The sequence below is a fragment of the Croceimicrobium sp. genome, assembly GCF_965228705.1.
In the GTDB taxonomy this organism is placed as follows: Bacteria; Bacteroidota; Bacteroidia; order Flavobacteriales; family Schleiferiaceae; genus Croceimicrobium.
Map to the genome: position 1 here is coordinate 504,989 of NZ_OZ245832.1, position 12,230 is coordinate 517,218.

At 43.2% G+C, this 12,230-nt stretch carries 13 protein-coding genes; 6 read left to right on the top strand and 7 right to left on the bottom strand.

Features of this window, described 5'->3' with window-relative positions:
* Positions 1–8 precede the first annotated feature (8 nt).
* Positions 9–929, top strand: a complete 921-nt coding sequence (mdh, locus tag ACO05P_RS02100) for a malate dehydrogenase (protein ID WP_421753137.1) — start codon at positions 9–11, stop codon at positions 927–929.
* Between the two features lie 54 nt (positions 930–983).
* Here the strand turns inward: mdh and ACO05P_RS02105 are convergent, their stop codons facing one another.
* Positions 984–2,816: a glycoside hydrolase family 13 protein gene (locus ACO05P_RS02105; RefSeq protein ID WP_421753138.1), complete on the bottom strand. Its 1,833-nt coding sequence runs from the start codon at positions 2,814–2,816 to the stop codon at positions 984–986.
* Between the two features lie 42 nt (positions 2,817–2,858).
* Between ACO05P_RS02105 and ACO05P_RS02110 the strand changes: the two genes are divergently transcribed.
* The 4 genes from ACO05P_RS02110 to ACO05P_RS02125 are packed head-to-tail and all read left to right on the top strand — an operon-like array spanning position 2,859 to position 4,999.
* Positions 2,859–3,230: a DUF2911 domain-containing protein gene (locus ACO05P_RS02110; RefSeq protein ID WP_421753139.1), complete on the top strand. Its 372-nt coding sequence runs from the start codon at positions 2,859–2,861 to the stop codon at positions 3,228–3,230.
* Positions 3,200–3,406 (top strand): hypothetical protein, encoded by a 207-nt coding sequence (locus ACO05P_RS02115; protein WP_421753140.1) that lies wholly within the window; start codon positions 3,200–3,202, stop codon positions 3,404–3,406. The genes ACO05P_RS02110 and ACO05P_RS02115 overlap by 31 nt, the downstream gene beginning before the upstream one ends.
* A gap of 4 nt (positions 3,407–3,410) precedes the next feature.
* Positions 3,411–4,547, top strand: a complete 1,137-nt coding sequence (locus ACO05P_RS02120; RefSeq protein WP_421753141.1) for an OmpA family protein — start codon at positions 3,411–3,413, stop codon at positions 4,545–4,547.
* On the top strand, positions 4,544–4,999 hold the full coding sequence (locus ACO05P_RS02125; protein WP_421753142.1) for a DUF1569 domain-containing protein: 456 nt from the start codon (positions 4,544–4,546) through the stop codon (positions 4,997–4,999). Before ACO05P_RS02120 ends, ACO05P_RS02125 begins: the two co-directional genes overlap by 4 nt.
* A 54-nt stretch (positions 5,000–5,053) precedes the next feature.
* On the opposite strand, the gene ACO05P_RS02130 is transcribed toward ACO05P_RS02125, so the two are convergent.
* Together ACO05P_RS02130 and ACO05P_RS02135 are read right to left on the bottom strand one after the other, a co-directional pair.
* Complete coding sequence (locus tag ACO05P_RS02130) at positions 5,054–6,775, bottom strand: LruC domain-containing protein (RefSeq protein ID WP_421753143.1); 1,722 nt, start codon at positions 6,773–6,775, stop codon at positions 5,054–5,056.
* A gap of 261 nt (positions 6,776–7,036) precedes the next feature.
* Positions 7,037–7,999, bottom strand: a complete 963-nt coding sequence (locus ACO05P_RS02135; RefSeq protein WP_421753144.1) for a fasciclin domain-containing protein — start codon at positions 7,997–7,999, stop codon at positions 7,037–7,039.
* Between the two features lie 34 nt (positions 8,000–8,033).
* Here ACO05P_RS02135 and ACO05P_RS02140 point away from each other — a divergent pair, with 34 nt between their 5' ends.
* Positions 8,034–9,020 carry an ABC transporter ATP-binding protein gene (locus ACO05P_RS02140; protein ID WP_421753145.1) on the top strand — a complete coding sequence of 329 codons (987 nt, stop codon included), beginning with the start codon at positions 8,034–8,036 and terminating at the stop codon, positions 9,018–9,020.
* A 44-nt stretch (positions 9,021–9,064) separates the two neighbouring features.
* On the opposite strand, the gene rplT is transcribed toward ACO05P_RS02140, so the two are convergent.
* From rplT to thrS, 4 genes are all read right to left on the bottom strand, one after another.
* On the bottom strand, positions 9,065–9,412 hold the full coding sequence (gene rplT / locus ACO05P_RS02145; protein WP_421753146.1) for a 50S ribosomal protein L20: 348 nt from the start codon (positions 9,410–9,412) through the stop codon (positions 9,065–9,067).
* Positions 9,413–9,492: 80 nt separating this feature from the next.
* Complete coding sequence (gene rpmI, locus ACO05P_RS02150) at positions 9,493–9,687, bottom strand: 50S ribosomal protein L35 (protein ID WP_210758290.1); 195 nt, start codon at positions 9,685–9,687, stop codon at positions 9,493–9,495.
* A gap of 30 nt (positions 9,688–9,717) precedes the next feature.
* Positions 9,718–10,272 (bottom strand): translation initiation factor IF-3, encoded by a 555-nt coding sequence (gene infC, locus ACO05P_RS02155; protein ID WP_421754869.1) that lies wholly within the window; start codon positions 10,270–10,272, stop codon positions 9,718–9,720.
* Between the two features lie 15 nt (positions 10,273–10,287).
* The gene (gene thrS, locus ACO05P_RS02160) at positions 10,288–12,228 is read right to left on the bottom strand and encodes a threonine--tRNA ligase (protein ID WP_421753147.1); all 1,941 of its coding nucleotides are present in this window, start codon (positions 12,226–12,228) and stop codon (positions 10,288–10,290) included.
* Positions 12,229–12,230 lie beyond the last annotated feature (2 nt).

Consider the following 12,230-nt stretch of genomic DNA (forward strand, 5'->3'; position numbering starts at 1 on the left):
AAATAAACATGAAAGTTACCGTTGTGGGTGCAGGGGCCGTAGGTGCCAGCTGCGCAGAATACATCGCCATGAAGGACTTTGCCTCTGAAGTGGTATTGGTAGATATTAAAGAAGGTTTTGCCGAGGGGAAAGCCATGGACCTGATGCAAACTGCATCTTTAAATGGTTTTGATACCAAAATTACCGGCAGTACCAACGATTACACCAAAACCGCCAATAGCGATGTAGCGGTAATTACTTCCGGTATTCCGCGTAAACCCGGGATGACCCGTGAAGAGTTGATCAGCACCAATGCCGGTATCGTTAAGACCGTTGCTGAGAACCTGATTAAAGAATCTCCAAACGTAATTATCATCGTGGTTTCTAACCCAATGGATACCATGACTTACTTGGCTCACAAAGCTACCGGACTTCCTAAAAACCGTATCATCGGTATGGGTGGTGCTTTGGATTCAGCTCGTTTTAAATATCGTTTAGCCGAAGCTACTGAAGCTCCTATTTCCGATATTGACGGTATGGTAATCGGTGGTCACAGTGATACCGGAATGATTCCATTAACCCGTTTAGCAACTCGCAACAGTGTTCCTGTATCTCAGTTTATCTCTGAGGAGCGCATGCAAGAGGTAAAAGAAGCGACCAAAGTGGGGGGAGCTACCTTAACTAAATTGTTAGGTACTTCAGCTTGGTATGCTCCTGGTGCCGCCGTAGCCGCTATGGTACACGCCATTGCTACCGATGCTCACAAAATGTTCCCATGTTCTTGCTTCCTGGAAGGTGAATATGGCTTAAACGATATCTGCATTGGCGTACCTGCTTTGATTGGGGCCAATGGTGTAGAGAAAATCGTTGAGATCGAATTAAGCGCTACTGAGAAAGAAGAGTTAAGCAACTCTGCCGAAGCAGTAAGCAAAACCAATGGATTGCTTTAATACGAAGCTTTCCTTAGGATACTATAAAAAGCCTCCCATTGGGAGGCTTTTTCTTTATTGGCTTAAACAGATTACTGCACTTTTAGGCAATACCCGAATTTCTTTTTCTAAAGGTCTTTCTTCCATCAAATCTCGACCTCCTTTAAGTCCGTATTCAGTGGCTGATACCGCTAGACTTTGTTCAGAGTTGTTGATCAGAATTACTAGCCTTTCTTGCTTGTTCATGCGCTCAAATATGAAGAGGTCTTTTTCATCATCTGCGAGAAGTACCTTATAGCTTCCATCTGCCAAAGCAGGATGAGCTTTGCGAATCGCAATTAACTTTTGATAATGAGCACGGAGTTCCGGGTTTTGCTCCACCTTATCGGCTTCAGCTCTTTTGCTTTGATCGGGTAGATATACTTCATCGGCGTATTGAATATCGGACCAAATCATGGGTTTGCGATCATCCGGGTCATTGCCGCCCCACATACCTACTTCATCCCCATAATATATCATGGGTGCACCGATATAGGTGAATTGAAAGTAGGCGAATAACTTTTGCAATTGAATTTCATCTGCATGTGGTTTACGCACTTTATACTCTGGATTTTCGGCAGCCTTTGAAAAGCCAAAATAATCGCCCCAATCACGGAAATTCACACCTCCGCGATTTACAATATGCGAGCCAATGCGGTTTACATCATGGGAACCAAATAGATTCTGCATGGCATAGGGGAATTCTGGAGCAAAGGCTTCACGCATTCGTTTTAATTCGGCTTCAAACTCAGACGGACTGCGGTGATTCTTACCTTCTGGGTTGATGAAAAACTCCGTACAGGTAAAGGCCCAATTGTAATTCATTTCAGCATCAAACTCATCGCCCGATAAATAAGGAATGGTTTCTTTGAGTGGACTTACCAATTCTGCAGTGATATAAGCATTGGGATTTAAGGACTTCACATGTATCCGCCAGTCTTTCCAAAATTGATGATCCACACAAAAGGCGACATCCAAACGCCAGCCGTCAATACCAAAGGCCGGGCCTTTTCCATGTGGATTCATCCATCTTTCGGTGGCGGCAAAAACATAATTGCGTGGGCCTTCTACTAAACCATTTTTATCCTCCTTAAATTCGGGTAATGACTTAACACCCCACCATCCTTCGTAATCAAATTCATTAGCCACAGTACTTGGATCGTCCCAACTTTTAATGGTAAACCAATCTTTATAGGGGCTCTTCTCTTGATTTTTACGCACATCCGCGAAAGCGAAACTATTGTAGCCCATATGATTAAACACTCCATCGAAAATGATGCGCATACCCCTGCGATGTACATCTTCGATAAGTTCCAGAGCCAATTTATCGGCACTGGTCCACACCCAGGTTTGAGGATCAAGCGGATTTTCAGTTTTGATTAAAGCCCGGTCGCCCTCGGGGTCCGGACCAAAATTCGGATCAACGTGATGGTAGGATTCGCCATCATATTTATGTAGGCTGGGCGATTGGAAGATGGGATTGAGGTAAATCGCATTAATGCCCAAATCCTGGAGGTAGTCTAATTGATCGATTAATCCCTGAAGGTCACCTCCATAGCGACGGCGCAGCAAGTGCTTCCACAATTCGGCTTCGCCATTGGCTTTCTCCCATTCTTGCAATTGATACCAGTCGGAGCCCCAGGGATGGATTTGCCAATGCTTGGGCATTTCCTGAGGATCGGCATAAGCCAGGTCTTCTATCTTAGGATCATTGCTAGGGTCGCCATTGCGAAAACGCTCTGGGAAAACCTGATACCAAATAGCATATTTTGCCCATTCAGGTGGAGCTTGTGCCTTTTGAACCGCTGGAGCAAGTAGGAAAGAAAAGAGGAAGAAGTAAAAAAGATTTTTGCTTGGACTTGGTTTCATTGATCTTAGACTAGAATTGTAATTTAGGGGAAAATTTCCAGCATGAAAGTAGTAAAGTGGATCTTAATCAGCCTGGCTGCCTTGGCCTTAATTCTCTATCTCGGTTTTCAGTGGATGAAATACAATACCAAGAAACTCTCACCTGAGGGAAGTGCCAGCTATAAATTTGAGCAATATGATGTTAAGGTTAACTACAGTCGACCCTCAGTAAAGGGAAGAACTATTTTCGGAGAGCTGGTTCCCTATGATGAAGTTTGGCGTACTGGTGCCAATGAAGCTACTGAATTTAGTACCCTGACCGATTTGGAAATTGGGGGTAAAACCTTACCCGCGGGAGAATACACGCTATGGACCATTCCCGGTCCTAAAGAATGGCAGGTAATATGGAACTCGCAAACCGTATTTGGGGGGTAAATTGGGATCAAGTAGCCAATAGAGACCCGCAATTCGACGTTCTTACTACTACCGTATATAAAGAAACTACCCCCAATATTATTGAAACCCTCAGCATAAATCTGGTGCAAGCCGGGGAAGGCCTTGAAATGCAATTGGCCTGGGAGAATGCGCTGATTCGGGTTCCTATGAAATAATTCTATGTCACTAAGACCCCTGCTTCTGTTGTGCTTGATTTTAAGCGGTGCTTATCTTCAAGCTCAGCAGGATACTCTGGTTTATTTTGAAGTGCGCTTTGATCTCGATTCGGATCGACTCAAAGCTTCTGAAAAAGAGTCTCTGGACTCCTTATTGCAACAATATCCGATCTCAATACTTAAGGGAGTTAAGCTCTACGGTCACACCGACAGCCTCGCGGATATTGAATACAATCGCAAATTATCAAAGCGAAGAGTGTTAGCCGTTCTGCAGTATTTGGTTTATCAAAAGCTGGATCCCCGTTTAGCCAGTACTGATTTCTATGGTGAGGAAAAACCTCGCTATTCAAATGCCCCAGAAGAACGATTCAAAAATCGAAGAGTAGAACTGGAGTTTTTAGTAGACCTCACCTTATTGCCAGATCCCGAAAGGAAAATTAGCGAACAAAATTTGGAGACGGGAACTAAGATTCGACTGGCTAATCTCAACTTTGTTGGAAACCAGGCCATTCCCATGTGGCATAGTATGGATGAGTTGCGGGAACTGCTCTTAGTGATGGAGCGAAATCCGGAATTGGAACTTAAACTTCATGGTCATGTTTGCTGCAGCAATGATTTTGAGCTCTCCGTAGCTCGTGCTCGCATGGTTTACGACTTTTTATTAAGTCAAGGGATTTCTAAGAACCGCCTCGAATATCAGGGGCATGGCAATAAACAGCCATTATTTGATGAGGTTGATGAGAAGTCAAGAGCTTTAAATAGAAGGGTAGAAGCGGAAATTCTTTTTAATGATACTGATCGAAAAGAAGCGGAAGCCAAAAAACGTTTGCGAGTAGAAGCTCCGGTAATGAATGTTCAGTTTGTGAAGGGGAATGCCCGCTTAACACCTTCCGGAGATTTTATGCTATCACTCATCGCAGACATGCTTAAAGAATCTGAAGGATTGTTTTTTGAATTTGAGGTATACGATAATATTAATAACAGTCGCTTAAGTGCACAGCGAGCTGCGGCCATAGAGAGAACCTTTCGAAAGAAGGGAGTTAAGAATAATTTATTCAAGGTTAATACCTTAGCCTATCGTCCGGGGCTAGAGCAATCGGCAGATATTAATCTGATTCGCGTAAAACTGATCGAAACATGAAGGAACTACAACGTTATTTACTACTGGAGTTTCCGGTTAAATTAAAGGCATTAAAAGCCAGATCGAAACGACAATTTGGCGAGATGTCGGTGATTGAAATGCTGGATCACTTGCGGAAAGCTTTTCTTTTAAGTTATAATGAAACCCAGGCAGAGATTACCAGTCCCGAAGAACAATTGCCTAAACTCCAGGCCTTTTTAGCTTCTGATAAGCCTATTCGCCCAGGAGCAAAGGCTCCTAAGGTTTATGGAGAAATTCCGGCCAATAAGGAAGACTTCGAAGAAATGAAATATTTATTGCTCAAGGAGATGGTGGCCATGTTAGCCTATTTCGATAAGCATCCTGACTTCACCAAAGTGCATCCCATCTTTGGCGAATTGAATGTTGAACAGTGGTTGCAAATGCATAAAAAGCATACCGAACATCATTTACGCCAATTTGGTATTGAATAAAAAAAAGCCCCGATCCTAATAGGTCGGGGCTTTTTTAATGCGGTAAATATTGGACTATAGTCCGCCTAAATCTATAATGTCGCTAAGGTTAGGGCTTTGGAACCAATCAGTGTTTTGGGCTCCGGCGCTTCCAGCCCAAAGGCTAAAGCGAGGATAGGCAGTAATCATATCCACCTTTTCCATCGGATGTCTGAAGTTTTCGCCATCCAAAACGATATCCATGGCCCAGGGTAAACCTGTGGTGGTTTTATAGGTGCCGTTTACATCGTCGCCTGTATTAAATAGATTGGCATCGGCCTCGGTAGTTCCGCTAAATCCAGAGAGGTGAATTTCGCGTCCTCGCTGATTTTTATGGAATATGTAAAAATCGTGTAAGAAGCTAGCGCCATTGTTATTCGCAACAAAGTTGATGGTGAAACGAATGGTATCTGGATCGGCCATTCTTCCAGCTTCGGTATTATTATAATACTGTGATCTTACTTGATCAGGATCAGAAAAGAGAATGATTCCATTCGTAACATTCGGGTCGAGGCTGGCATTGCCACTAACCGAGGAGATCATAGAACTCATGCTGTTTTTAGAAGTATTGGTGAGGCGTAAAGCCAATCCACTTTCAATTCCACCCCCAAAGGCATCCAGAGCAATTTCATATTCGGCAGAAACCCATTCGTCGGCCCCATTCTTAACCAAGCTGCTTTTTACATTGATGACCATATCATTAAAGTCATAGTCTCCTTTAAGTGGCCACATATCTTCGTAAGCAATGGTTTGGCGCCCTACGGTAGGATAATAGCTTAAATAAGCGCGGGTAGGATCATTGGGGAAATCATCATCACCATCTGCAACTCCATCATTATCAGTATCGGTAATGGCGGCAGGATTGCTTAAGAAGGCATTATCGATCCAAGCATTGTCATATAAATTAAATAAGGCAACTACTACTGTACTGTTATTAGGTACCACGGTACTGATAACCTTATCATTACTGCTTAATACTTTCGAAGTGCTGCTTAAGGCATAACTGGAGTTGGCATTGGAATAGAAGAAAAGGTAAGCGCGAGCATAGCCATGATAATCAGCACTAAAGTGAATACTGTCTCCGGCTTGAACGGTATGGATTTGCCATAAATGCGTCCAACGATGACGGTCCACCTTAAATACCTTGGAGCCATTTTGTTGTGTTTGACTGAATTCATTATCCGTAACATACCATTTTTGGTCATCGGCAGTTCCGCTGGTTGGATCAAAAGAATAGCCTACATTCTTATAAGCCACACTTTGTTCAAAGTCAGCGTTCCCCAGCATATTAGTTCCGGGAGGAGTACCGGTAAAAGATTGCTTAGCCAGGTACTTATTAGATGTGGATGCAATTTGATCCAGAGGATCACTTAATTGAAGCACTACACTCTCTTTAAGTTGCAGAGGCCAGCTTTCGCCCGTGGCATTTAAGTGAAAATGATAACCATTGCTGTTATCAGGTAAAAGGACCGAAAAATGGGCTCTATTATAATGATCAATTGTGGCTAGGGCCAGACGCTTACCCAAATCATTACGGATCTCCAGTTTGGTTCCTTGTAAATCCATAGGAAAGAGGCTGCTTTCTTTCAGTTCAACTTCCATTTGAACCTGGTCGCTGCTACTCCAATTGAAGTTTTTAGGTACCGTAAGTTCATCGAAGGACTGAGCTACGATCGGATTCTGCTGATTGGATTTGTCTTCAGAACAAGCCTGAAAGGCCAGGGCCAGAATCAAAATGGGGGCTAACTTCTTCATCATTAATTGCTTTACTTGGCGAATGTGCAGATTTCCTCGGTGGTTCGACCTCAAATTTCGATCATTGGTCCCAAAGTGCAGATAAAGGGTAAATGGATAAAAGCCCGAAATTGGAGTGTAAAGGAATGAAAAAAGCCGGAGCTGATCCTCTTGCGAGGGGCATCCGGCTTTTCAACCAACCAAACAAAACTATTACTCCAAAGGAACTAGCGAGAATCGCTAGTGTTTCCTTTATAACTCCGTTCGTGGAGCCTTCGTATGCTGTTAAGGAAGTTTTAACACTTCATTGATGATATTCAAACTTCCGTTAAATGCTGTTATATCTGTAACCAAAACTTGTGCCTGACTAGCATAAGCACTTGCGTTTCGGCTTACAATTAAATTTCCACCAAGCAGCTCAACACTAAGGTTCGCTGAAGCCAGCTGACTGCTTAGGCTACGGCCCGATAAATTACTCAGGTTATGCGCACCATTAATAAGGTGAGCCTTAATTAAATCTGTCAAAGCGGCAACTCCATGATCTGCCAAATAGCCATCTAAATCGCCACAACCCATACTTTGGAAATAGCGGTCAAATGCAGCATCATTAGGAGCTAAAAGAGTGTATTGATTTTGATCATTATTCAGTAAGGGGGCCAAATTGCAAACTTGTAGGGCACGGTTTAAAATGCTAAACTCAGAACGGTGTGCACTTACCAGAACATTAAGCGTTGCCGGACGAAGCACTTCATCAATCTGATGTAAATAACCTTGACTAAGTACCTGATCTTTCACGGGCATATTAAGCATGTGCCCATTAATACGCACCAGGGATTTAGAGCGCCAGAAATGCATATTCACACTGCGATTATTGCTATTCTCGGCAAGGGTAGGGACGAAGGCGGAATGCAAGTTTTCTAGTTTGGCAGCTTCTGGTATAATATGGGAACCGAGCCAGGCATTGTAGTAAGTATCGCCAATCAGTGATTTTAATTCAGTAAAGTTTGATACTTCCCAATCATTTAAAAAGAGTTCCAGGCTGGCATCGGTTGGAGCCAGAATGGTAAGGCTTTGTCCTTCTAAATCCAAATCAGCCTCAGCCAGAGCTTTACCGAACAATTTCGCACCGGAAATTGCCGATACCTGCTCATCTAAACTAAGTGAGCTTTGATGCTGATCTACCTGATCATTTTTGGAACAGGCAAAAACCAGTGAGAGAGTGCAGAGTAAAGCTAGTCTTCGCATCATTACCTTTGAGGTTCATAATAGGTACGTTTTACACATGAGGAAGGTTTGGTTGGAAGAAAAGAATACTGACTTTTTAAGTATTGATAGCCTGCATTTTGCCTACGATCAGCAGCCCGTTTTAAATGGTTTGAAGCTAAAAATGAAGCGGGCTGAGCGATTGGGTATTGTTGGAGCCAGCGGATCTGGAAAAAGTACTTTATTAAAAGTTTTAGATGGAACTTTAGTGCAAAGTGAGGGAAGGATCGCCTTAAATCAGGTGGATTATAGTCTCGAGCGAAATGATCGTATAAACAAACATCCCAAGGTGGCCTTAATGGCCCAGGATTTTGATTTAAATCCCAGTCTTACTGCTGATGAGAATATTGAGTGGAAAGGGCGTCATTTAAGCCCCACTGCTTTAAAGCGATATCTGGGACGCGTACACCGAGCCTTTCATTTGCAAAAGGTCAAAGAGCAAAAGGTCAGGGAATTATCTGGAGGTCAAAAGCAGCGCGTCGCTTTAGCCTGCGCCTTGATATCGGATGTAGAGCTTCTTTTACTGGATGAGCCTTTTTCGCAATTGGATTATTACCTCAAGCAGGAATTACTTCAGTTTTTGGAAAGTGAAAGTGCCAATCGTAGTATCATCATGGTAGGGCATGAACCTACAGACCTGATGCGCTACTGTGATCGTATTGCTGTTTTGGATAAGGGTAGAGTATTGCAAGTGGGCTCTGTGGATGAGGTCTATCATCGTCCTCGAAACTTAAAAGTGGCACGACTCACCGGAATGGTCAATTACCTTAGTAAAGAGGAACAGGAAGCTTGCAAAATAGAGGAGAGCTTGTTTCGACCTTTACATTGTCGATTGAAGAAGTCAAAAGGCAAAGAAGCTTGGGAACTGGTTCGCTTAGAATACCATGCTTTTGGTCAGCTGGGCTTACTTAAACACCAAAGTGGGGTAAAGCTACGTGCTCAAATTCCATTAGATGGTGAATTTCAAGTAGGCACTTTTTGGGATTTAAGCATAAAAAAACCCTGAGTCCAAAGGAGCCAGGGTTTTAATATCAGAATCCCGAAGGATTATTATTTCTTTACTCTCGTAACGATTGCTTTGAATGCATCGGGATGGTTCATGGCTAAATCAGCCAATACCTTACGGTTCAACTCGATACCTTCTTTCTTAAGTAATCCCATAAAAGCGGAATAAGACAAGCCATGTTGGCGGGCTCCGGCGTTAATACGCTGAATCCACAGGCTGCGGAAATTCCGTTTTTTGTTTCGACGGTCACGGTAGCTGTACTGAAGTCCTTTTTCTACGGCGTTCTTAGCTACGGTCCATACATTTTTACGACGTCCAAAATAACCTTTGGACATCTTCATCACCTTTTTACGGCGAGCTCTTGATGCAACTGAATTTACTGATCTTGGCATACAATTAATTTTTTGTGCAAGGCGGTCGGTTTAGGACACTTAGGGGCCTTACCCAGGGTTTATTAATAACTCGATTAAACTCAAATAGTAAGCTGACGCTTAATGTTTGCTTCGTCTGCTTTATCTACTAAACCAGACTGTGTAAGGTTACGCTTTTGCTTAGTTTCCTTTTTGGTAAGGATGTGGCTTTTAAAAGCGTGCTTTCTTTTGATTTTACCGGTACCAGTAAGCTTAAAACGCTTCTTGGCACTGGATTTAGTTTTCATCTTTGGCATTGCTCTTCGCTTTTATCTCGGGTTCTGATATTATTTCTTTGGAGCGATCATCATGATCATCCGCTTTCCTTCCAATTTGGGTAAGCTTTCTACTTTACCTAAATCTTCCAGATCTTGAGCCAAACGAAGCAAAAGGATTTCTCCTTTGTCTTTAAACACAATGGAACGTCCTTTAAAGAATACATAGGCTTTTAGCTTAGCGCCTTCTTTCAGGAAGTTCTCTGCATGCTTGCGTTTGAACTCATAATCGTGATCATCAGTGTTGGGGCCAAAACGGATTTCTTTAACCACCGTTTTTTGCGCCTTCTGAGCGATCTCTTTTTGTTTCTTTTTCTGGTCGTAGAGAAATTTCTTGTAGTCGATGACTTTTGCTACGGGAGGATCGGCCTTTTCCGTAATCACCACCAAATCCAAACCTCGGTCGAGGGCAATTTTCAAAGCCTCTTTAGTGGAGTAAATCGCGGGTTCTACATCTTCACCAACCACCCTTAATTTAGGATAGTTGATCTTCTCGTTGATCTTGTGTTTGTCTTCCTGAGGTTCCCTTCTCGGTCCTCTTCTTCTGTGGTGGAATCTCTTAGCCAGAATTATTCTATTTAGTTATACTTCAAATTCACCTATTTCGTCGTTGATCTGCGCATCTACATGTTCTACAAATGCTTGTAAAGACATGCTGCCTAGATCTTCGCCGCCGTGTTTCCGCACGGAGACTGTGTTTTCGGCCGCTTCCTTCTCCCCAACAATTAACATATAAGGGATTTTGGATACTTCCGCATCTCGAATTTTACGGCCAGTTTTTTCAGCACGCTCGTCAACGAGGGCGCGAAGTTCGTAATTTTTAAGCAATCCTGAAACTTTCTGCGCATAATCCAGGTATTTATCCGAAATCGGAAGGATAGCTATCTGGGTGGGCATCAGCCATAAAGGAAAGTTGCCCCCACAGTGTTCCAGTAATACCGCAACAAAGCGCTCCATGCTACCAAAGGGCGCGCGGTGAATCATAACCGGACGATGATTCTCATTATCCGAGCCTTTGTATTCCAGTTCAAACCGCTCTGGTAAATTGTAATCCACCTGAATGGTTCCTAATTGCCACTGACGACCCAGGGCATCTTTAACCATAAAGTCGAGTTTCGGACCATAGAATGCTGCTTCGCCGTACTCCACAACATATTCCAAATCCTTTTCAATTACCGCTTCTTTAATGGCATTTTCGGCCTTTTCCCAATTGCTGTCGTTTCCAATGTATTTGGAACGATCTTCCTGATCCCGCAAGGAAACCTGCGCAGTATAGCTTTGGAAATCCAATGTCTTGAAGATGTATAAAACCAGGTCAATTACCTTTTTAAACTCATCTTTCAATTGATCCGGAGTACAGAAGATATGCGCATCATCTTGAGTAAAGCCACGTACCCTAGTTAAGCCGTGTAATTCGCCACTTTGCTCATAACGATATACGGTACCAAATTCTGCAAAACGAATGGGTAAGTCGCGGTAGGAGCGTGGTTGACTTTTATATATCTCGCAGTGATGCGGGCAGTTCATGGGCTTTAAAAGGTACTCCTCATTTTCTTCCGGAGTATGGATAGGTTGGAAACTGTCTTTACCATATTTGGCATAGTGCCCACTGGTAACATACAATTCCTTATTTCCAATATGAGGGGTAATCACCGGATCGTAGCCTGCTGCACGCTGCGCCTTTTTTAAGAATTGTTCCAGACGCTCGCGTAATTCGGCTCCCTTAGGTAACCAAAGGGGTAATCCCTGACCTACCTTTTGAGAAAAAGTAAAGAGCTCTAATTCTTTACCCAATTTACGGTGGTCGCGTTTTTTAGCCTCCTCCAGTAATTCGAGGTATTCCGTAAGCATAGAAGCTTTGGGGAAAGAAATACCATATACCCTGGTTAACTGGGGATTATGTTCGTTTCCTCGCCAGTATGCTCCGGCAACATTCATAATTTTTACCGCTTTGATAAAGCCGGTATTGGGGATATGTCCACCTCGACATAAGTCGGTAAACTCCGCATGATCACAGAAGGTGATGGTACCATCTTCCAGGTTTTCAATCAATTCGGTTTTAAAGGGATTGCCTTCATACATCGAAAGAGCATCCGCTTTGGAAACCGCCCGCATTTTAAATTCGGATTTCTGGCGGGCATTTTCGAGCATGGTTTTTTCCAATTTGTCAAAGTCTCCTTCACCAAATTCATGACCATTAAAATCTACATCGTAGTAAAAACCGTTTTCAATTGCCGGCCCGATGGTAAGCTTAATTCCAGGGTATAATTGTTCCAGGCTCTGCGCTAAAAGGTGGGCAGAGGAGTGCCAAAAGGCATTTTTACCTTCAGGATTATCCCAGGTATAGAGCACTAAATTACCACTGCCAGGCAAGGGATCATTGGCCTCTACCGTCGTGCCATTGAAGCTAGCTGAAAGTACATTGCGCGCCAGTCCGTGACTGATGCTTTTTGCTACGTCCATGGCCGAGCTCCCTTCCGGATACTCCTTCTTGCTGCCGTCTGGTAAAGTAATTTCTATCATGA

What these genes read in the sequence shown, in the direction of transcription:
- ACO05P_RS02130 (WP_421753143.1), bottom strand. Translation starts at nt 6,775, where the DNA reads ATGATGAAGAAGTTAGCCCCCATTTTGATTCTGGCCCTGGCCTTTCAG.
- ACO05P_RS02115 (WP_421753140.1), top strand. Translation starts at nt 3,200, where the DNA reads ATGGAACTCGCAAACCGTATTTGGGGGGTAAATTGGGATCAAGTAGCC.
- ACO05P_RS02125 (WP_421753142.1), top strand. Translation starts at nt 4,544, where the DNA reads ATGAAGGAACTACAACGTTATTTACTACTGGAGTTTCCGGTTAAATTA.
- ACO05P_RS02120 (WP_421753141.1), top strand. Translation starts at nt 3,411, where the DNA reads ATGTCACTAAGACCCCTGCTTCTGTTGTGCTTGATTTTAAGCGGTGCT.
- ACO05P_RS02105 (WP_421753138.1), bottom strand. Translation starts at nt 2,816, where the DNA reads ATGAAACCAAGTCCAAGCAAAAATCTTTTTTACTTCTTCCTCTTTTCT.
- rplT (WP_421753146.1), bottom strand. Translation starts at nt 9,412, where the DNA reads ATGCCAAGATCAGTAAATTCAGTTGCATCAAGAGCTCGCCGTAAAAAG.
- ACO05P_RS02110 (WP_421753139.1), top strand. Translation starts at nt 2,859, where the DNA reads ATGAAAGTAGTAAAGTGGATCTTAATCAGCCTGGCTGCCTTGGCCTTA.
- ACO05P_RS02140 (WP_421753145.1), top strand. Translation starts at nt 8,034, where the DNA reads ATGAGGAAGGTTTGGTTGGAAGAAAAGAATACTGACTTTTTAAGTATT.
- rpmI (WP_210758290.1), bottom strand. Translation starts at nt 9,687, where the DNA reads ATGCCAAAGATGAAAACTAAATCCAGTGCCAAGAAGCGTTTTAAGCTT.
- thrS (WP_421753147.1), bottom strand. Translation starts at nt 12,228, where the DNA reads ATGATAGAAATTACTTTACCAGACGGCAGCAAGAAGGAGTATCCGGAA.
- mdh (WP_421753137.1), top strand. Translation starts at nt 9, where the DNA reads ATGAAAGTTACCGTTGTGGGTGCAGGGGCCGTAGGTGCCAGCTGCGCA.
- ACO05P_RS02135 (WP_421753144.1), bottom strand. Translation starts at nt 7,999, where the DNA reads ATGATGCGAAGACTAGCTTTACTCTGCACTCTCTCACTGGTTTTTGCC.